The organism is Sphingomonas sp. CCH9-E2 (genome assembly GCF_001557215.1).
In the GTDB taxonomy this organism is placed as follows: Bacteria; Pseudomonadota; Alphaproteobacteria; order Sphingomonadales; family Sphingomonadaceae; genus Sphingomonas.
The window spans coordinates 1-19080 of record NZ_LSJM01000149.1; the positions used below are offsets into that span (position 1 = coordinate 1).

Genomic DNA, 19080 nt, shown 5'->3' on the forward strand with positions numbered 1-19080 from the left:
GAGCCGGTGGCGCGCTTCCTGGTCGATCATGGTCATCATGTGACCGGGGTCGATACTTCGACGACGCTGATCAACCTCGCCCGCACGCGCTTTGCCCGCCACAGCTGGATCGAAGCCGACATGATGCGCTTCGGTGGCGATAGCGGTGCGTATGACGGCATCCTTGCCTGGAGCAGCCTGTTCCATCTGGAAGTGGAGCGGCAGGAAAAGCTGATCCGAAGGATGGCCGTGTGGCTGCGCAAGGGCGGCGTCGCGCTGTTCAACACCGGCCCGGTGCATGGGGTGGCGATGGGCGAGTTCGAGGGCGAGGAACTGTATCACGCCAGCCTGTCCCAAATCGAGTATCGCACCGTGCTTGCCGAAAGCGGACTGACCGTGGTCAATCATGTCAGCGAGGATGCAAGCTGCGGCGGGTTTACCGTCTGGCTGGTGGGGAAGATGTGATGCGGTTCATCGTGTGGCTGTTGAGCGCGATGTTATTTGTCGCGGTCGGTTGGATCGGCGCCCCGGTTGCGTGGCACAGCTATCGGGCGGCGACGGCACCCAATCCCGAACGCGCGCGACAGGCGGTCGCCGACGCACTGCTGCGCGCTTATGCGGCGGCACCCGATGGCCCGGCCACGCTGCAGTCCGGCGGCCCCGACACCGCATCGGTGCGCGGCTGTAGCTATGATCCGGCGGCACTGCTGCGCGAGGAAGGCGTGCCCTTCTCCAAGTCAGTCGATTGGGACGTCACCTCGCTCAATTTACGCGCCGCGCACAGCCGCAAGGACGGCATGCGCGAAATCCGCGCAGAGGCGCTTGCCAAAACGCACTCGACCGCAATGCTCGCTGCCCTGACCGCATGTCGCGATACGCCGCTGGAGCGGGTCTGCCGGGCCCAGCTTGCCCGGATGGTCGCCGCAGCGGACCGGACCGAAGCGCAAGCGCTCGCGCAAATCGCTGTGATGGCCCGCGAGTCCGACCGTCGGATCCTGTGCAGCTATCTCGACGGCGCAGCGGCCCGGCGCGGGATCGCCAAGGCTGCGCCGACGCCGCAGCCAACGTCCTAGATCAGCCCCGCCAACGGGCTCGACGGATCGGCATAGCGCCGCTGACCCATGCGCCCGCTGCGATAGGCCAGCCGCCCGCTTTCGACGGCAAGCTTCATCGCGCGCGCCATCATGATCGGGTCCTTGGCCTCGGCGATCGCGGTGTTCATGAGCACGCCATCGCAGCCCAACTCCATCGCCACCGCCGCGTCGCTCGCCGTGCCGACGCCCGCATCGACCAGCACCGGCACCTTAGCGCCCTCGACGATCAGGCGGATGGTCACGCGGTTCTGGATGCCGAGGCCCGATCCGATCGGCGCGCCCAGCGGCATGATCGCAACCGCGCCGGCATCCTCCAGCCGCTTCGCCGCAATCGGATCGTCGACGCAATAGACCATGGGCAGGAACCCTTCCTTGGCCAGCACCTCGGTCGCGCGCAGGGTTTCGTGCATGTCGGGATACAGCGTCTTCGCCTCCCCCAGCACCTCCAGCTTGACAAGATCCCAACCGCCCGCCTCCCGCGCCAGCCGCAGCGTGCGGATCGCGCTCTCGGCGTCGAAACAGCCGGCGGTGTTGGGGAGGTAGGTGATCTTCTTGGGATCGATGAAGTCGGTCAGCATCGGTGCCTTGGGGTCGCTGACATTGACGCGCCGTACGGCCACCGTGACGATCTCTGCACCGCTGGCCTCGACCGCCGCCGCGTTCTGCGCAAAATCCTTGTACTTGCCGGTCCCGACGATCAGCCGCGAGTTGAAGGTCCGCCCCGCGACGGTCCAGCTGTCATCCGCAGTCGCGACATGATCGCCGCCGCCGACGAAATGCACGATCTCGATCTCGTCGCCATCCTCGACCGTCACCTGTGCCAGCGTCGAACGCGGCACAACCTCCAGGTTGCGCTCCACCGCGACTTTCTCAGGCACCAGCCCCAGCTCGTTCGCCAGATCGGCAAGGCTGATCCCGCCTGCAACGCGGCGATGCTCGCCATTGACCGTGATCGTGATCGTCCCGTCGGTGTGAGTCATGCTGGTCCTTTCGCTGCGCTGCGATATAGGGAGTTCGGCGCAAGGCTCAAATGCGGGCCGCAAATTCCTGGGGAAGCGAATTGGCCGACACGATCTTTGTCCTCAATGGTCCGAACCTGAACCTGCTCGGCAAGCGCGAGCCGGAGATCTATGGCTCCGACACGCTCGACGACATTGCCGGGATGCTGGAGGACCGCGCCCGCGACCTCGACCTGACCGTCGATGTCCGTCAGTCGAATCACGAAGGGCATCTGGTCGACTGGATGCATGAAGCCCAGGCACGCGGGGCCAAGGCGGTGCTGCTGAACGCAGGTGCCTTCACCCACACCAGCATCGCGCTGTACGATTGCATCAAGTCGATCCGCACGCCCGTCATCGAAGTGCATCTGTCAAACCCCCATGCACGCGAGGAATTCCGGCACCTCAGCTATGTCGGACGCGCCGCCAAGGGCACGGTCGCGGGCTTCGGCGCACAGTCCTATCTGCTCGCGCTCGAAGCGGCGGCGCGACTTTGATGCGGCGAGCGGTTTGCAAGCCGGGTCATCTTGACTAATAGGCCCCTTTTCCTGCGCGCCGGTCCGGGTTCCGGGGCGAACCGAACATCATTTGAGGTCGCATGAGCGAAGATCATAAAAAGAGCATGCATGTGGATATCGAGCTGGTGCGCCAGCTGGCGGCGGTGCTCGACGAGACCAACCTGACCGAGATCGAGGTCGAGGACGCCGATCGCAAGGTCCGTGTCGCGCGCAAGATCAATGCTGCGCCGGTCGCCTATGCCGCGCCCGCTCCGGTCGCTGCCCCCGCACCGCTGGCAGCCGCGCCAGCCGCGATGCCCTCCGACCCCGCGTCGATCACCCCGGCACATGAAAACGCGGTCAAGTCGCCGATGGTCGGCACCGCCTATCTCTCTGCCGAGCCGGGCGCGAAGCCGTTCATCTCGGTCGGCGATCAGGTGAAGGCCGGCGACACGTTGCTGATCGTTGAGGCGATGAAGGTGATGAACCCGATCGCCGCGCCGCATGGCGGGACCGTCAAGGCGGTGCTGGTCGATAATGGCCAGCCGGTCGAGTTCGACCAGCCGCTCGTCGTGGTCGAGTAACGCGCCTTGCCCGAGATCAAGAAACTCCTGATCGCTAATCGCGGCGAGATCGCGCTGCGCATTCATCGCGCATGCCATGAAATGGGCATCAAGACGGTGGCGGTGCACTCCACCGCCGATGCCGACGCGATGCATGTGCGGTTGGCGGATGAGGCGATCTGCATCGGCCCGCCGGCGGCGACCGACAGCTATCTCAACATCCCGAACATCATCTCGGCGGCCGAGATCAGCGGCGCGGATGCGATTCATCCGGGCTATGGATTTCTCAGCGAAAACGCCAAGTTCGCCGAGATCGTCGAGTTGCATAACCTGATCTTCGTCGGCCCGAAGCCCGAGCATATCCGCACCATGGGCGACAAGGTCGAGGCCAAGCGCACCGCCGGCGCGCTGGGCCTGCCGCTCGTCCCGGGATCGGACGGCGCGATCAGCGACGTGACCGAGGCGAAAAAGTTGGCGGAAGCGATCGGCTACCCGGTCATCATCAAGGCCGCGTCGGGCGGCGGCGGTCGAGGCATGAAGGTCTGCACCGACCCCGACCAGTTCGAAACCCTGATGCAGCAGGCGGGTAGCGAGGCAAAGGCCGCGTTCGGCGACGCCACCGTTTATCTCGAAAAATATCTCGGCAATCCGCGCCACATCGAAATTCAGGTGTTCGGCGACGGCAATGGCAACGCCATCCATCTGGGCGAGCGCGACTGCTCACTCCAGCGCCGCCACCAGAAGGTGCTGGAAGAGGCCCCCTCTCCGGTCCTGTCGACCGAGGAACGCAACCGCATCGGCGCGATCTGTGCCAAGGCGATGGCGGACATGGGCTATCGCGGCGCTGGAACGATCGAGTTCCTGTGGGAAAATGGCGAGTTCTACTTCATCGAGATGAACACCCGCCTGCAGGTCGAGCATCCGGTGACCGAAGCGATCACCGGCCTCGACCTCGTCCGCGAACAGATCCGCATCGCCGAAGGCCATCCGCTGACGCTGCGTCAGGAGGATGTCCAGTTCCGCGGCCACGCGATCGAATGCCGCATCAATGCCGAGGATCCGCGCACCTTCGCCCCCTCGCCTGGCAAGGTCACGCAGTATCACGCGCCGGGCGGCATGAACGTGCGCGTCGATAGCGGCCTCTATTCGGGCTACAAGATCCCGCCTTATTACGACAGCATGATCGCCAAGCTGATCGTGTACGGCACGACCCGCCAGGGCGCACTGCGCCGCCTGCGCCGCGCGCTCGAGGAGTTCGTGATCGAGGGTCAGGGGATGAAGACCACAATCCCGCTGCATCAGGCACTGCTCGACGTGCCGGAATTCCAGCAGGGCGACTATACGATCAAGTGGCTGGAAGAGTGGCTGGCGAAGCAGGACGCGGCGTGAACGCCACGATCTACCACAACCCGCGCTGTTCCAAATCGCGTGAGGCGCTGGCGATCCTGAGGGACGCCGGCGCCACCGTGAGGGTCGTCGAATATCTCAAGACCCCGCCGTCGCGCGAGCAACTGGCGCGGCTTTATGCCAAGGGCGGGATGTCGCCGCGCGACGGGCTGCGCACGGCGGAGGCCGGGGCCAAGGCGCTCAAACATGCGTCGGACGACGCGATCCTGGACGCGATGGCCGCTGACCCGATCCTGATCGAGCGCCCGCTGGTCGAAACCGACACCGGCGTGCGGCTGGGCCGCCCTCCGGAGCGGGTGCGGGAAATCCTTTAAGCCGCGACCTGCGCGCCCAGCACTTCCTCTGTCACGTCGATCTTGGTGCCATACAGATACCGCGCAACGCCATTCTCGACCGCGACATCCGCGGTCACGCGCATCCAGCGCAACTGGCCGTCGGGACGACGAATCTTTGCCTCGAAGGTAAAGCTGCCACACTCGGCGATCGCTGCCGCGCGCAGGCGGCGAAGCTCTTCGCGCGATTCGGCGGAGTACATGGCGACAATGGCGTCGCGCGTGACCGGCGCGCCGCGTTCGATACCAAACAGGTCATATACGCCGTCGCTCCAGGTCAGCGAATCATCGGCAAGATCGCACTCCCAGCGCGCCTGGATCGGAAGCATCGTTCGCGACATCGTATCCATGGCCGACTGGTTACCAAGCGTTTTGCTAATGTCCAGTGAACGCGTGACCTTTTGTGCACCGGCGGCTATCGTTTCGATATGCCCGCCGGTTCCGAAGACTCGCTGATCCTGGAGCCTGGCCGCAACTGCTGGCGCACGGCGGAGGCTACCCGGCTGTCGGTGATCGTCGATGCCGAAGACTATTTTCGCATCGCGCGCGCAGCGATGCTGAAGGCCAAGAAGCAGATCCTGCTGATCGGATGGGACTTCGACGCGCGCATCCTGCTGACGCACGACGACCCGCCCGACCATCCGGAAGCGCCGCGCGAAGTGGGCGCGTTCATCACCTGGATCACGGAGCAGACCCCTGAGCTTGAGGTGCATATCCTGCGCTGGGACATCGGCGCGCTCGCATCGTTATTGCGCGGCCGGACGCTGCAGACGCTGGTCGAATGGAAGCTGGCGAACCGCATCCATCTGAAGCTCGATTCGACCCATCCGCCCGGCGCGTCACATCATCAGAAGATCGTGGTGATCGACGATTGCATCGCTTTTTGCGGCGGGATCGACATGACACTTGGGCGCTGGGATACGCGCGGCCATGCCGATGGCGATCCGGGGCGGACCAATCCCGGCGGCGACGCCTATATGCCGTGGCACGACGCGACGACCGCCATCCAAGGACCGGCCGCCGCGATGCTGGGCGATCTGTGCCGGGAGCGCTGGCACCGCGCCGGCGGGAGCCGGATCGAGCGGCCGGACGTGGATCAGGACTGCTGGCCGGATGGGCTCGCACCCGACTTCACCGACATCCGCGTAGCCATCGCGCGGACGCAGCCGGAGCTGAACGACGAGGCACCGGTGCAGGAAATCGAGCGCCTCTATCTCGACCTGATCGCGTCCGCGCGCCGTTTCGTCTATGCCGAAAGCCAGTATTTCGCCTCGCGTGCCATTGCCGAGGCGATCGCCAAGCGCCTCGCCGAACCCGACGGGCCGGAGTTCGTGATCATCAATCCGCACAGCGCCGATGGCTGGCTGGAGCAGACCGCTATGGACACCGCGCGCGCGCGGCTGTTCCAGGCGCTCAAGCAGCGTGATCCGCACGACCGGCTGCGCCTCTACCATCCCTATACGGCGGCGGGCGACGCGATTTACGTCCACGCCAAGGTGCTGGTCGTCGACGACCGCTTCCTGCGCGTCGGCTCGTCCAACTTCAACAACCGCTCGCTCGGCCTAGACACCGAGTGCGATGTGGCGCTGGCTGCGGGCACGGCGGACGAAGCCGCCCGCATCGCCGCGATCCGCAACGGCCTGCTCGCCGAACATCTCGGCACCGATTCGCTGACCGTGGCGGAGCGGATCGACGGCGAAGGATCGCTGATCGCTGCGGTCGAGGCGCTGCGCGTCAGCGGGCGAACACTGCGGCCTTATGAAGTGCCCGACCTGAGCAGTATCGAGGAATGGCTGGCGGAGAACCAGATCCTCGATGCGGGTGATGAATCGCCGTTCGAGGCGATGACCAAGGGCGGACTGTTGCGGCGACTGCGCAAGCGCTGACCCTGGAGCGCGCAAGGGGATGACGAACCGCGCCCGCCCCGCTATGCGCGCGCCATGACTCAGATCACGCCCGAAATCGTCGCCGAGCACGGCCTGTCGCCCGAGGAATATCAGTGCGTCCTGCACGCGATGGGGCGCGAGCCGAACCTGACCGAGCTCGGCATCTTCTCGGTGATGTGGTCCGAGCATTGCAGCTACAAGTCGAGCCGCATCCATTTGAAGAAGCTGCCGACCACCGCCCCCTGGGTGATCTGCGGCCCCGGCGAGAATGCCGGCGTGATCGACATCGGCGACGGGCAGGCGGCGATCTTCAAGATGGAGAGCCACAACCACCCGTCCTACATCGAACCCTATCAGGGCGCGGCGACCGGCGTTGGCGGCATTTTGCGTGACGTGTTCACCATGGGCGCGCGGCCGATTGCCAACATGAACGCGCTGCGCTTCGGTCGCCCCGATCATCCGAAGATGAAGCACCTCATCTCCGGCGTGGTCCATGGCATCGGCGGTTATGGCAATTGCGTCGGCGTCCCGACAGTCGGTGGCGAGGTCAATTTCCACAAGGCCTATGACGGCAACATCCTGGTCAACGCGATGACCGTGGGCGTCGCCCAGACCGACAAGATTTTCTACAGCGCCGCCGCGGGCATCGGCAACCCCGTGGTCTATGTCGGGTCGAAGACGGGCCGCGACGGCATCCATGGCGCGACCATGGCCAGCGCCGATTTCGACGAGCATAGCGACGAGAAGCGCCCGACCGTGCAGGTCGGCGACCCCTTCACCGAGAAGCTGCTGATCGAGGCATGCCTGGAGCTGATGGCGTCGGACGCGATCGTCGCGATCCAGGATATGGGCGCGGCGGGCCTCACCTCGTCGAGCGTCGAGATGGCGTCGAAGGGTGGCGTCGGCATCGAGCTGATCATGGACAATGTCCCGCAGCGCGAAACCGGCATGACGCCGTACGAAATGATGCTGTCGGAGAGCCAGGAGCGTATGCTCATGGTGCTCAAGCCCGGCCGCGAGGATTTCGCCGAAGCGATCTTCCGCAAATGGGAGCTGGACTTTGCGGTGATCGGCACCGTCACCGATACTGGCCGCATGGTGCTGAAGTGGAAGGGCGATATCCTCGCCGATATCCCGCTCGCCCCGCTGGCGGACGAAGCGCCGCTCTATGACCGCCCGCACGTGCCGACGCCCAAGCCCGCCGACTTGTCGGACGAGCCGGAATCGACCGATATCGCCGCCGACCTGATCAAGCTGATGGGTTCGCCCGACATCGCCTCGCGCCGCTGGATCTGGGAGCAATATGACCACATGGTCGGCGCTGACACCGTTCAGCGCCCCGGCGGCGACGCCGCTGTGGTCCGCGTCCATGGCACCGACAAGGCGCTGGCGATGACCACCGACTGCACCCCGCGCTATTGCTTCGCCGACCCGGTCGAGGGCGGCAAGCAGGCGATTGCCGAGGCGTGGCGCAACCTGACCAGCGTCGGCGCGACCCCGCTCGCGGTCACCAACTGCCTCAACTTCGCCAACCCCCAGCGGCCCGAGATCATGGGCCAGATCGTCGGCTGTCTCGAAGGCATGGGCGACGCCTGCCGCGCGCTCGACTTCCCGATCGTGTCGGGCAACGTCTCGCTCTACAATGAAAGCAAGGCGACCGGCGGCGGATCGGCGATCCTCCCCACCCCCGCGATCGGCGGCGTTGGCATCTTGGCCGACTGGTCCAAGTCGATGACGATCGGGTTCAAGGCGACCGGCGACGCAATCATCGCTGTGGGTGAGCGCATGGGCCATCTCGGCCAGTCGATCTGGCTGCGCGAAATCCACGGTCGCGAGGAAGGCCCGCCCCCGCCGGTCGATCTGAAGGCCGAAAAGCGCACCGGCGATTTCATCCGCGACATGATCACGCGCGGTCTGGTCAACGCCGTCCATGACGTGTCGGACGGCGGCGTCGCGGTGACCCTCGCCGAAATGGCCCTCGCCAGCGGCATCGGCGCGACGATCGATCAAGCCCAGCCGTTCGGCATCGCGGGCAGCTTCTTTGGCGAGGATCAGGGCCTGTACATCGTCACCGTGCCGGACGAGGCGCTGACCGAATTCCTCAGCGCCGCTGCCGCCGCCGACGTTCCCGCAGACCCGATGGGCCGCACGATCAAGGATCGGTTGATCTTCGAGCTCGACGAAGGCGACTGGTGCGTGACGATCGACGACCTGCGCACCGCGCATGAAGGCTTCTTTCCCGCATTGATGGGCAGCTGAACCCAACACGCGCACGACTGAACCGGCGCCCCGGGCCCGAGCCGGGGCCGGGCTTCTTCCGACGCCCTAAATCTGTCACCCTCCTGCCCGACTCGCCCGACCTGGCGAGGCTTCGACCTGCAGGAGGGACCGATGACCGCCGGCTATTCGACCACAGCGCTCGCCGACAAGCTCGGCTTCAAGCCCGGGATGCGGCTGTTCATCGCCGATATGCCCGACAGCGTGCGTGCGGAGGCGCGGCTCGATGACCTCGGCCTCGAACTTCTCGCCGCCCCGTGCACCGGGATCGATGCCGCGCATGTGTTCGTCACGGAGCGCGCCACGCTGGCCCGCGAGGTCGCCGCCCTGCGCCAGCTGATTGCCCCCAGCGGTTTCATCTGGGTTTCCTGGCCCAAAAAGGCGGCGAAGATGGACACCGACATCATCGAGGACACGATCCGCGAGGTCGCGCTGCCGCTGGGACTGGTCGATGTGAAGGTGTGCGCGGTCGACGCGACCTGGTCCGGCCTGAAGCTGATGATCCGCAAGGAATTGCGCGACGCGGGTTGAGGCTGGCGCCAGTCCGTGGACAAGTGTATTCCTCCGCTAACACGGGGGGAACTGATCATGACCACGACCATGGCGGGAGACCGCTATCTGACGCTCGACACCGTTCGCGGCGTCGCAGTGCTCGGCATCCTGCTGCTCAACATCATCGGTTTCGCGATGCCGATGCCGGCCTATTTTAATCCCGCGGCCTATGGCGGAGCCGAGGGGATCGACCTTGGTGTGTGGCTGGGCAATTTCATCCTGTTCGACGGCAAGATGCGCGGCCTGTTCTCCTTCCTGTTCGGCGCATCCACCCTGCTGGTGATCGAGCGCGCGACGGCGAAGGGCGAAAGCGCTGCGGGCGTGCATTATGCACGGATGATCTGGCTGCTCGCCTTTGGCCTGGTCCATCTCTGGGCGATTTGGTTCGGCGATATCCTCAGCCATTATGCGCTGATCGGCATGATCGCCTTCTTCTTCCGCAACGCGCGGATCAAGACGCTGCTGATCGTCGGCTGCATCCTGCTGGTGCCCCAATTCATCGTCACCGCCTTCATCCCGCTCGTTGCTGCCATGGCCCAGATCACGCCTGCGCAGCCGGGGATGGAAAAGGCGCTGGAAGGGCTGAACGAGGCCTTCGGCCAGCCGTCCGAGGCATGGCTGACCAAGGAAGTGGCGCTGTTCCGCGGCGACTGGTGGAGCATTGCGGTCGATCGGTTCAAGGAAACCAAATGGCTGCCGCTGGTTGGGCTGATCCAATATGGCTGGGAAACGCTGGCCTATATGCTGTTCGGCATGGCCGCGTATCGCAGCGGCATGCTGACCGGGCAGTGGGAGCGGCGGCGTTACTGGCGCTGGGTCGCGATTGGGTTCGGGATCGGAATTCCGGCCTATGCCGCACTGGCACTATGGATGATCCGGTCGGATTTCCGTTTGTTCGAGGTGACGGCGGCATCGATGGTGCTGACCACGCCGATCCGCCCGCTGATGATCATGGGCTGGGCCAGCCTGATCGTGCTGCTGATGCGCCCGGGCGGTTTCCTGACCGACCGGCTTGCCGCTGCCGGACGGATGGCATTCACCAACTATCTCGGGACGAGCCTCATCTGCACCACCATTTTCTACGGCTACGGCCTTGGCTGGTTCGGGGCCCTGTCGCGGGCCGAGGTGTATCTGGTCGTGCTCGGCGTTTGGACGCTGATCCTGCTGTGGTCGAAGCCGTGGCTCGAGCGATTCGCTTACGGGCCGCTTGAATGGCTATGGCGCAGCCTGGCGCGCGGGCGGCCGCAAGCCATGGCGGGCGGCGCGATCACGCACTGATTGCGAACGCCACGCAATAACTGTTGCGAATCACTCTCACTCGCCTTAGCTATACTGAGACGGGTGAGAGGTTTGCATGGTCGTCTGTGTCTGTAACGCCATTCGTGAAAAGGACGTCCGCGCTGCGGCGCGTGAAGGTGCGATCAGTGCCTGTCAGGCCTATCGTGCGCTCGGACGTCAAGCGAAGTGCGGTCAGTGTGTCCCGTTTGCGCGAGCCATTATCGACGCCGAACGCGCTGCTGCGTAGCGTTCGCATCTGCGCTAAGCCGCAGAAATCCGCCATTTTCTGGCTATTTGACGCGTCCTGATCGCGCTATAGTTGCGCCTGAAAACCGAACACGAAAGGTGCGGCATGAAGGGCGATCCCAAGGTCATCGATTATCTGAACGAGGTGCTCAAGGGCGAGCTGACCGCGATCAACCAGTATTGGCTGCACTATCGCCTGTTCGATCATTGGGGCGTGAAGAAGCTCGCCGAGTTCGAGCGCCACGAATCGATCGACGAGATGAAGCATGCCGACATGCTCGCCGAGCGCATCCTATTCTTGGACGGCCTGCCCAATTTCCAGCTGCTCGGCCGGCTGCGCATCGGCGAGACGGTCGAAGAGGCGCTCAAGGCCGATCTGGAGCTGGAATATGAAGCGGTCGCGCTGCTCCGCGACGCGATCGAGCATTGCGAAAAAGTCCGCGACTATGGCAGCCGCGACCTGTTTCAGCGCATCCTCGACAGTGAGGAAGAGCATGTCGATACGCTCGAAACCCAGTTCGAGATGATCGAGCGGATGGGAATCCAGAACTACATCCAGCTCAACGCCAAGCCGGAAGAAGCCTGAGCTACGCCGCCGGGCGGCGTCCGAACATCGGGCGCCGTTCGACCAGCGGGTTTGCCTCGCGCTCCAGCAGTGCCAAGGTTGCGTGGAACAGCGGGCGCAGTTCGACGACCAGCTTCAGCGCTTCACTCGGCTCGTAACGGTTTTCGACGCAATGCCGCGCAATCTCCTCAATCGCGGCGGCACATTCAGCCAGCGGCTCCGCCCCGAACTGGCGCGATTCGCCTTTCAGCGTGTGCGCGGGCAGCACCATGGCGGCGGCGTTGTTGGCGCGCATCGCTTCTTCGATCCGTGCCAATGACTTGACGCCATCTTCCTGAAAATAGCCGAGGATCCGCACGAAGTTGGCACCGAGCTGCGCCCGGGCATGCGCGAACGCCGTCCAGTCCACCAGCCGGTCCCCATCGAGCGTCGCCACATCAACCTCCCGCGCATCCAATGCGTGCGATCACTGATATGGGTAAGTGGGTAAACGTCCGGTTGACGTGAAACCGTTTTCCTGTGGGCGCCGGGGCTGGGCGTTAATCCTTGTCGAACGGGTTCTTCGACGGCCGCATGGTCAGGCGCACCGGCACCGCGCCAAAGCCGAACTCCTTGCGCATGCTGTTGACCAGATAGCGCTCATAGCTTTGCGGGAGCAGGTCGACCCGCGTGCCGAACAGGATGAAGCTGGGCGGACGCGTCTTCGCCTGGGTGACGTAGCGCGGCTTGATCCGCTTGCCGCCAGGCGCGGGCGGAGGATTCGCCTCGATCGCGCGTTCGAACCAGCGGTTGAGCTGGCCGGTTGTGATGCGCCGCGACCACGCCTCGCGCGTCTCGAACGCGACGCGGATCAGGGTATCGAGCCCCTTCCCCGTTGCCGCCGACACCGTGAGCAACGGCACGCCCTTTACCTGCGCCAGCCCTTCGTCAAGCGCGCCCTTGACGCCGTTGAACAGGCGCGACTGATTCTCGGCCACGTCCCATTTGTTGAGCGCGATGACGAGCGCGCGGCCTTCCTGCAGCACCTTGTCCGCGATCTTCAGGTCCTGCACCTCCAGCCCCTTGGTCGCGTCAAGCAGCAGCACCACGACTTCGGCGAAATCCACCGCACGCAGCGCATCCGCGACCGACAGCTTCTCCAGCTTCTCCTGCACCTTGGCGCGCTTGCGCATGCCGGCGGTGTCGATCAGGCGGACCGGGCGCTCATTGCCGTCCTCATCGGTCCACAGCCATTCGATCGCGATCGAATCGCGGGTGATCCCTGCCTCGGGCCCGGTGATCAGCCGGTCCTGCCCCAGAATCTTGTTGATCAGCGTCGATTTGCCCGCATTCGGACGGCCGACCACCGCCAGTTTGAGCGGGGCATCGGGGGACTCGTCGTCCTCCTCCTCGATCTCGTCGTCCTCACGGTCGATAAAGGGCTGCAGCGCTTCGAACAGATCGGCGATGCCCTCGCCATGTTCGGCGGAGAAGGGCACCGGATCGCCCAGCCCCAGCGCCATCGCCTCATGGATGCCCGGTTCGGCTGCGCGTCCCTCGGCCTTGTTCGCCAGCAGCACGATCGGCGTGCCGGAGCTGCGCAGCCAGCGTGCGACCTCTTCGTCGAGCGGGGTGATGCCCGCCCGCGCGTCGATCATGAACAGTGCGACATCCGCTTCGCGCACGGCCGCCTCGGTCTGCGCCCGCATGCGGCCGGGGAGGCTCGCGGGGTCCTCGTCCTCGAAGCCTGCGGTGTCGATGATGCGGAACGGGCAGCCGAGCAGGTCGCCATCGCCCTCCCGCCGGTCTCGGGTGACGCCGGGCTGATCGTCGACGAGCGCCAGGCGCTTGCCGACGAGCCGGTTGAACAGGGTCGATTTGCCGACATTAGGCCGGCCGATGATCGCTACGGTAGGAAGACGCATCCGCGCCCCCTACCGCAACTAACGCCTCAGCGATAGGCGGTGATCTCACCCTTGTCGCTGAGGATGTAGAGCGTGTTGTTCGCGACGATCGGGCTCAGGCTGATCTTGTCGCCCACCTCGATGGTCGAACCGGTGCTGCCATCGGACGGCGAAACGGACACCAGCTCGCCGCGCGAATTGCCCAGCCACAGCCGATCGCCGGCCAGGACCGGGCCGACCCAGGTGATCGGGCCCTTCTTGTCCTCTTCGTCGCGCCACGCGCGCATCTGGCTGATCCAGCGGATCTTGCCGCTGCCGCGCGCAATGCAGACGAGCCGCGCATCGTCGGTCATCACGAAAATCCACTCACCCGCGATCCACGGAGTCGAGATACCGGCGAAATTCTGTTCCCAGACGCGCTGACCCGAGGCGAGTTCGAACGACGCCATGCGCTCGCCCTGCCCCACCGCATAGACCCGGCCCTGATCGATCACCGGCTCGGCATCGATGTCGACCAGGCTCGACACCGAGGTCGAGATGGTCGAACGCGACAGCGTATCGGTCCACAGCGACCGGCCATTTTCATAGCGATAGGCGTTGAGTTCGCCCGACGAGAAGCCCGCGACGATCGTGCCCTGTGCCGCCGCCGGAGCCGCGACGCCGAATACGCCCTGCGTTTCCGGGGTGCCCGACTGGGTCCACACCACGGCGCCATCGGCCTGCGCCAGTGCGAACAGCTGATTGTCCTGCGACACGACATAGGCATTGCCGAGGAACAAGGTCGGCGCGCCGCGCAGCGGCCCGCCCGGCTTCTTGCGCCACACTTCGGTGCCCGCTGCCGCATCGATCGCGACGACATCGCCCAGCCCGTTGGTCGCGAAGACCCGGCCACCTTCGAAGCTCACGCCGCCGCCGAATGCCGCCTTGCGGTTTTCCTTGTCGGCCGATGTCGCCAGCGACCACAGCTTGGCACCGGTGCTGGCGTCAAAAGCATGGACGACCGCCTCGGTGTCGACCACGAACAGCTTGCCATCGGCTACGACCGGTGCAGCGGCCAAGCGCACGCGGCCGGTGGTCCCGGCGATCTTCGCCGACCATGCGCGCACCGGTGCTTGGCCGAGCGCGAGATGGCCCATCACCTTCGACGCATTGCCGCCCGGCTGCGTCCAGCCCGGATTGACCGCCGCCATCGGCAGCACGACCTGGACCTCGGCGATCGTCTTGTCGGCGGTGATGCCCGACTCGCCGGCCAGGATCGGCACGCGCTGCCCCAGCACCGGGGTCTTGTTACCACCGCCCTTGAAGATGCCGCACGCGCTCAACGCGACCAGCGCCGCGAGGGCGACCGGGATACGAACCGACTTGATCATTTTGCTTTCTTGTCCTCACCCTCATCGACGATCGCGTCGACACCCAGTACGCCGGCCATCTGAACCGCGCGTTGACGGATCGATCGCGGAACGCGCTCGTCCTTGGCGATCTCGCCATAGAGCTTGCCTGCCTGCGCCCGCTTGCCCTGCCGCAGATAGGCACCGGCGAGCATCTCGCCCGCGCTGCCATACCAGGGACTGTCCTTGACCGCGAGACCGCTGAGCCGCGCGACGACGGTGTCGGGCTTCATCGTGTCATATTCGATCATGGTCTGGCGAATCAGCGCCAGGTCGCGGAACTCCTGCGGCACGCTGGTATCCGCCGCAATCGCGCCCATCAGCGCCGCCGCGCCCTTCAGGTCGTTCTTCTGCAGCAGCAGGGTTGCCTGGGTGAAGCGCGCGCTGGCGCTGAACCCCGTGGTGTTGGACTCGGCGAGCTCCTTCAGCGACGTTTCGGCCAGCTGCGGCTTGTTCTCGCCCAGCGCCTTGAACGCGGCGGCATATTTGTCGCCTTCGGCGGCTCGCTTACCCTCGCTATGGCTCTGCCAGTAGAGAAACCCGCCGAACGCCGCGAGCGCGACGATGACCGCCGCGATGATCCAGCGACCGTAGTTCTGCCAGATGTGCAGCGCCTGATCCTTGCGGAGCTCTTCATCGACTTCACGCAGAAAGGCATCGTTGCTTTGCGGGCTCAGCGCCAAGGGTAACTCCATCGGGAAAATCAGGGGGTGCGGGCGCGGACCTTAGCCGCGCCGGACGGGAAACGAAAGCGTCAGTCCTTCGGCTTATAGACTTGTTCGTCGCCGGGAAAACTCCGGTCGCGCACGGCTCCGGCATAGCGTTCGACCGCGGCGGAAATGCGGCCAGCCATGTCGTCGAATTTCTTCACGAAGCGCGGCGTGCGCTCGAACAGGCCCAGCATGTCCTCGGTCACCAGCACCTGGCCGTCGCACTGCGCCGACGCGCCGATGCCGATCACGGGGCAGCCGACAGCGGCGACGATCTCATTCGCGAGGGTCTCGACCACGCCCTCGGCGACGATCGCAAAGGCACCGGCTTCGGCCACCGCTTTGGCGTCGCCGATGATCTTGGCGAATTCGGCATTGCCGCGCCCGCGCGCGCCATAGCCGCCCAGCGCGTTCACCGCCTGTGGCGTCAAGCCGATATGGCCCATGACCGGAATGCCGCGCGCGGTGAGGAACGCGACCGTTTCGGCCATCGCCGCCCCGCCCTCCAGTTTCACGCCGGCAGCACCCGTCTCCGCCATGATCCGCGCGGCCGAGTCGAACGCCTGTTGCGGGCTCGCTTCGTAGCTGCCGAACGGCATGTCGATCACGACGACCGAATGATAACTGCCCCGCACCACCGCCGCGCCATGCGCGCACATCATGTCGAGCGTCACTGCCAGCGTCGACGGCAGGCCGTAGATCACCTGCCCCAGGCTGTCGCCAACCAGCAGCACGTCGCAATGCGGGTCGAGCAGCTGCGCCATGCGCGCGGTATAGGCGGTCAGCATCACCACCGGTTCCTTCCCCTTGCGCGCCTGAATCGCGGGGACGGTCAACCGCTTCATCGGTGCCGGAGTTGGCGTCGCGCGGCTGGTCGAGGTGTCGATGGTGAAGGTCGTGGACATGGGTCGCGCTCTAGCGGAGCCAGCGCGACCACGCCAGCGACCTCGCATCCCATGTTACTCTATCTTGACTCAATGTTCGATATATATAACATTGAGTCGCATAGAGCTTACACGGGAGGAAGCGCATGGCGTTTCGAGAAAAGATTGCATGGGTGGCGTTCGTCAGCACTGTGCTGATCTGGGGCGCGTTCTTCATCATCCTCGCATTCGTGCCGCATCAGGCACGCGGGCTGGCGATGCTCGGTCCGTTCATCGTCGCGACGGTCGCACAGGCGGCGGTGATGATCGCGGCGGCGACGATTTGGGCGATCAGCGCGCCAAGGGATGCCAACGCCCCCGCCGACGAGCGCGACCGGGCGATCGGATTGCGCGCCACCCGCTTGGCCTATCTCACCCTGATTCTGGGCGTGGTCGCGGTGATCATCTGGCTGCATTTCGGCCTGCACGGCCCCGACACGGTCTTTGCTCTGGCAGGTGCCTTCATCCTCGCCGAAGCGGTGCGGTTCGGCGGCACCGCGCTCGGCTATCGCAAGGGAGTCTGATCATGGCCTATCGCGAAAAGCTCGCCTGGCTTGAACTCATCGGCATGGTGATTGCCTATGGCGGATATTTCATCGGCGTAGGCTTGGTCGACCCCGCTCCGGGCCGATTGGAGACGCTCACATATGTCGCGCTTTTCGGTGCGGCGACCGTGGTGCGGTTGCTGATCCTGGGGACTGGCTGGCTGACCCTGCGCGCACAGATGGGCAGCGAGGCGCGCGCCAAGCCCGATGAGCGCGACCGATCGATCGCGCGGCGCGGTGCCGCAATCGGCTATTATGTGCTGCTCGGCCTGATGCTGTGGGTCGGCGTCATGTTGCCCCTGACCGACACCGGCTGGGCGGTGGCCAATTCGGCGCTGGCCGCGATCATCATCGCCGAAATCGTGCGGGACGCAGTCATCGTCGTCAGCTATCGGCGAGGCTGGCATGGCTAATCCCCCGATCAGCAATCAGATCCGCACGCTGCGTTTCATGGCGGGTGAGATGACCCAGGCCGAGCTGGGCGACCGGGTCGGCGTCACCCGCCAGACGATCGCGGCGATCGAGCAGGGCAAATATTCCCCCACGCTCGAAACCGCGTTCCGCATCGCCCAGGCCTTCGGAAAGCCGCTCGACGCGGTGTTCCAGTGGGAGGGGGAGTGATCCCCCTGCCCCATGGAATCAGCGCAACAGCCCGCCGCCCTTTGCCCGGTTCGCAAACCACAGCTGGAACAGCTGCACCGCGACGACGAATGCCGGGAAATAGGTGGTCCACACCCCCTTCATGGCGATGATATCGGTGGCAAGGAACATCCAGCCGAACTGGATCACCACCGCGACCACAGACACGAGGCTCAGGACCACCGCCACCTGCCGACGCAGCAGCAATGCGATCGCACCGAACAATCCACCAAGCACCGCGACCACATAGATGATGTTCAGCCATAGTGGCAGCGACGCATAAAGCTGGCGATCATAGGCCGTGGCGTTGGGATCGGCATCCGGCCCAAGTACGAAATGCATGTAGAGCGAAGCGCAGCCCAACAATCCCCACAGGATCAACAGCACCGCGCCAACGGTCAACCATATCGGCGCCTTCGACGGTTCTTCGGTCATCTTGCCCTCCCCTTGTAATCAATGCGGGGAGACTATCGTAAATCGCCGAATTGCCAATCCTGCGATCAGAGCAGGGCATTCGCCCACTGATCCGCCTTGAACCCGACCAGCAGCCCGCCGCGATATTCGACCACCGGCCGCTTAATCAGGGAGGGGTGCGCCGCCATCAGCGCCAGCGCCTTCGCCGCGTCGATCTCGGTCCGGTCGGCTTCGTCGAGCTTGCGAAAGGTCGTGCCGGCGCGGTTGAGCAGCGGCTCCCACCCCACCGCATCGGCCCATTTCGCGAGCCGCGCCGGGTCAGCACCTTCTTTCTTATAGTCGTGGAAGGTGTAGGCGATGCCGTTGGCGTCGAGCCAGGTCCGCGCCTTCTTGACCGTGTCGCAATTGGGGATGCCGTAAAGCGCGATCATCGGAAGATGCACGCCTGACCGGACCAGAGCGCGGTCACCTTCGCACCATCGCCAGCCCCCTCCAACAGGCCGGAAAAGTCACCGTCGTCGGTGGTGAACTCGCGCCCGAGCGAACTGTCCGGCACGTCGCTGATCGCCAGCGCGTCCGCCACCTCCTTGCGCGTCGACCCGATGCCTGCGCCGGTCGCCGTGGACAGCTTGGGCTTCGCGCCGTCAAGGAACCAGCCGACGAACTTGTCCTGCTGGAACCACAACGTCAGCCCGCCGAACTCGACAAAGTCCATCGCGCCTTCGCCGCATTCGCCATTGCGCCCGGTATCGCTCGGCTTGCCCAGCGCCGCCGTGGCACCGGTCACCGTCATCTCCCGCGCCGTGCCAAACGCCAGTTCGCGGGCACGCCCGGTCTGCGGATCGACCAGGCTCAGCGCCTCGGGTGCGAGATTGAGCAACGGCCCCGTCGCATCGGCGGGATC

At 65.1% G+C, this 19080-nt stretch carries 25 protein-coding genes; 15 read left to right on the top strand and 10 right to left on the bottom strand.

The features are described 5' to 3' along the window. On the top strand, positions 1-444 hold a 444-nt coding region (locus AX681_RS07980), incomplete at its 5' end, for a class I SAM-dependent DNA methyltransferase (RefSeq protein WP_066682017.1). Next, positions 444-1052 carry a hypothetical protein gene (locus tag AX681_RS07985; RefSeq protein WP_066660590.1) on the top strand — a complete coding sequence of 203 codons (609 nt, stop codon included), beginning with the start codon at positions 444-446 and terminating at the stop codon, positions 1050-1052. The genes AX681_RS07980 and AX681_RS07985, both read left to right, overlap by 1 nt. Here AX681_RS07985 and thiS read toward each other — a convergent pair. Beyond that, positions 1049-2053 carry a sulfur carrier protein ThiS gene (thiS, locus tag AX681_RS07990; RefSeq protein WP_082737968.1) on the bottom strand — a complete coding sequence of 335 codons (1005 nt, stop codon included), beginning with the start codon at positions 2051-2053 and terminating at the stop codon, positions 1049-1051. The two genes, AX681_RS07985 and thiS, sit on opposite strands and share 4 nt — an antisense overlap. Positions 2054-2133: 80 nt before the next feature. Here thiS and aroQ point away from each other — a divergent pair, with 80 nt between their 5' ends. From aroQ to arsC, 4 genes are all read left to right on the top strand, one after another. Next, positions 2134-2568, top strand: a complete 435-nt coding sequence (gene aroQ, locus AX681_RS07995; RefSeq protein ID WP_066660588.1) for a type II 3-dehydroquinate dehydratase — start codon at positions 2134-2136, stop codon at positions 2566-2568. 101 nt (positions 2569-2669) lie between these two features. Beyond that, entirely contained in the window at positions 2670-3152 is a 483-nt protein-coding gene (gene accB, locus AX681_RS08000; protein WP_066682019.1) for an acetyl-CoA carboxylase biotin carboxyl carrier protein, read from the top strand. A 6-nt stretch (positions 3153-3158) separates the two neighbouring features. Next, on the top strand, positions 3159-4520 hold the full coding sequence (accC, locus tag AX681_RS08005) for an acetyl-CoA carboxylase biotin carboxylase subunit (RefSeq protein ID WP_066662399.1): 1362 nt from the start codon (positions 3159-3161) through the stop codon (positions 4518-4520). Then, positions 4517-4852 (top strand): arsenate reductase (glutaredoxin), encoded by a 336-nt coding sequence (gene arsC / locus AX681_RS08010; RefSeq protein WP_066662409.1) that lies wholly within the window; start codon positions 4517-4519, stop codon positions 4850-4852. Before accC ends, arsC begins: the two co-directional genes overlap by 4 nt. On the opposite strand, the gene AX681_RS08015 is transcribed toward arsC, so the two are convergent. Further along, positions 4849-5220: a PAS domain-containing protein gene (locus tag AX681_RS08015; RefSeq protein WP_066662396.1), complete on the bottom strand. Its 372-nt coding sequence runs from the start codon at positions 5218-5220 to the stop codon at positions 4849-4851. The genes arsC and AX681_RS08015 overlap by 4 nt on opposite strands. Positions 5221-5298: 78 nt before the next feature. Between AX681_RS08015 and AX681_RS08020 the strand changes: the two genes are divergently transcribed. The 6 genes from AX681_RS08020 (at position 5299) to bfr (ending at position 11695) form a co-directional block, all read left to right on the top strand. After that, positions 5299-6756: a phospholipase D-like domain-containing protein gene (locus AX681_RS08020; protein ID WP_066662407.1), complete on the top strand. Its 1458-nt coding sequence runs from the start codon at positions 5299-5301 to the stop codon at positions 6754-6756. Between the two features lie 54 nt (positions 6757-6810). After that, complete coding sequence (gene purL, locus AX681_RS08025) at positions 6811-9015, top strand: phosphoribosylformylglycinamidine synthase subunit PurL (RefSeq protein ID WP_066662383.1); 2205 nt, start codon at positions 6811-6813, stop codon at positions 9013-9015. 132 nt (positions 9016-9147) lie between these two features. Then, a complete protein-coding gene (locus tag AX681_RS08030; protein WP_066662380.1) occupies positions 9148-9564 on the top strand; it encodes a DUF3052 family protein in 417 nt (138 codons plus the stop codon). A gap of 57 nt (positions 9565-9621) precedes the next feature. After that, positions 9622-10863: a DUF418 domain-containing protein gene (locus AX681_RS08035; RefSeq protein WP_231733796.1), complete on the top strand. Its 1242-nt coding sequence runs from the start codon at positions 9622-9624 to the stop codon at positions 10861-10863. Between the two features lie 76 nt (positions 10864-10939). After that, a complete protein-coding gene (locus AX681_RS21375; RefSeq protein WP_082738054.1) occupies positions 10940-11110 on the top strand; it encodes a (2Fe-2S)-binding protein in 171 nt (56 codons plus the stop codon). Between the two features lie 105 nt (positions 11111-11215). Beyond that, a complete protein-coding gene (gene bfr / locus AX681_RS08040; protein WP_066662377.1) occupies positions 11216-11695 on the top strand; it encodes a bacterioferritin in 480 nt (159 codons plus the stop codon). A gap of 1 nt (position 11696) precedes the next feature. Here the strand turns inward: bfr and AX681_RS08045 are convergent, their stop codons facing one another. From AX681_RS08045 to panB, 5 genes are all read right to left on the bottom strand, one after another. Then, a complete protein-coding gene (locus AX681_RS08045) occupies positions 11697-12110 on the bottom strand; it encodes an Hpt domain-containing protein (RefSeq protein ID WP_231733795.1) in 414 nt (137 codons plus the stop codon). A 103-nt stretch (positions 12111-12213) separates the two neighbouring features. Continuing rightward, positions 12214-13578 carry a ribosome biogenesis GTPase Der gene (der, locus tag AX681_RS08050; protein WP_066662374.1) on the bottom strand — a complete coding sequence of 455 codons (1365 nt, stop codon included), beginning with the start codon at positions 13576-13578 and terminating at the stop codon, positions 12214-12216. Positions 13579-13604: 26 nt separating this feature from the next. Next, entirely contained in the window at positions 13605-14927 is a 1323-nt protein-coding gene (locus AX681_RS08055; protein ID WP_066662371.1) for a PQQ-like beta-propeller repeat protein, read from the bottom strand. Beyond that, positions 14924-15640 carry a tetratricopeptide repeat protein gene (locus tag AX681_RS08060; RefSeq protein WP_231733794.1) on the bottom strand — a complete coding sequence of 239 codons (717 nt, stop codon included), beginning with the start codon at positions 15638-15640 and terminating at the stop codon, positions 14924-14926. The genes AX681_RS08055 and AX681_RS08060 overlap by 4 nt, the downstream gene beginning before the upstream one ends. A gap of 59 nt (positions 15641-15699) precedes the next feature. Further along, a complete protein-coding gene (panB, locus tag AX681_RS08065; RefSeq protein ID WP_066662367.1) occupies positions 15700-16560 on the bottom strand; it encodes a 3-methyl-2-oxobutanoate hydroxymethyltransferase in 861 nt (286 codons plus the stop codon). 125 nt (positions 16561-16685) lie between these two features. Between panB and AX681_RS08070 the strand changes: the two genes are divergently transcribed. Genes AX681_RS08070 through AX681_RS08080 form a run of 3 tightly spaced genes read left to right on the top strand, consistent with a single transcriptional unit; the run spans position 16686 to position 17744 of the window. After that, entirely contained in the window at positions 16686-17102 is a 417-nt protein-coding gene (locus tag AX681_RS08070; RefSeq protein WP_066662365.1) for a hypothetical protein, read from the top strand. Between the two features lie 2 nt (positions 17103-17104). After that, positions 17105-17536, top strand: coding sequence for a hypothetical protein (locus AX681_RS08075; protein WP_066662362.1), 432 nt, complete (start codon positions 17105-17107; stop codon positions 17534-17536). Further along, positions 17529-17744, top strand: a complete 216-nt coding sequence (locus AX681_RS08080; protein WP_066662359.1) for a helix-turn-helix transcriptional regulator — start codon at positions 17529-17531, stop codon at positions 17742-17744. Before AX681_RS08075 ends, AX681_RS08080 begins: the two co-directional genes overlap by 8 nt. 18 nt (positions 17745-17762) lie before the next feature. Here AX681_RS08080 and AX681_RS08085 read toward each other — a convergent pair whose 3' ends face one another. The 3 genes from AX681_RS08085 to AX681_RS22415 all read right to left on the bottom strand — a co-directional run. After that, entirely contained in the window at positions 17763-18197 is a 435-nt protein-coding gene (locus AX681_RS08085) for a hypothetical protein (RefSeq protein ID WP_066662356.1), read from the bottom strand. Between the two features lie 65 nt (positions 18198-18262). After that, positions 18263-18607: an ArsC family reductase gene (locus AX681_RS08090; protein WP_066662352.1), complete on the bottom strand. Its 345-nt coding sequence runs from the start codon at positions 18605-18607 to the stop codon at positions 18263-18265. Continuing rightward, a partial coding sequence (locus AX681_RS22415; RefSeq protein ID WP_066682021.1) for a hypothetical protein occupies positions 18604-19080 on the bottom strand: 477 nt, incomplete at its 5' end. The genes AX681_RS08090 and AX681_RS22415, both read right to left, overlap by 4 nt.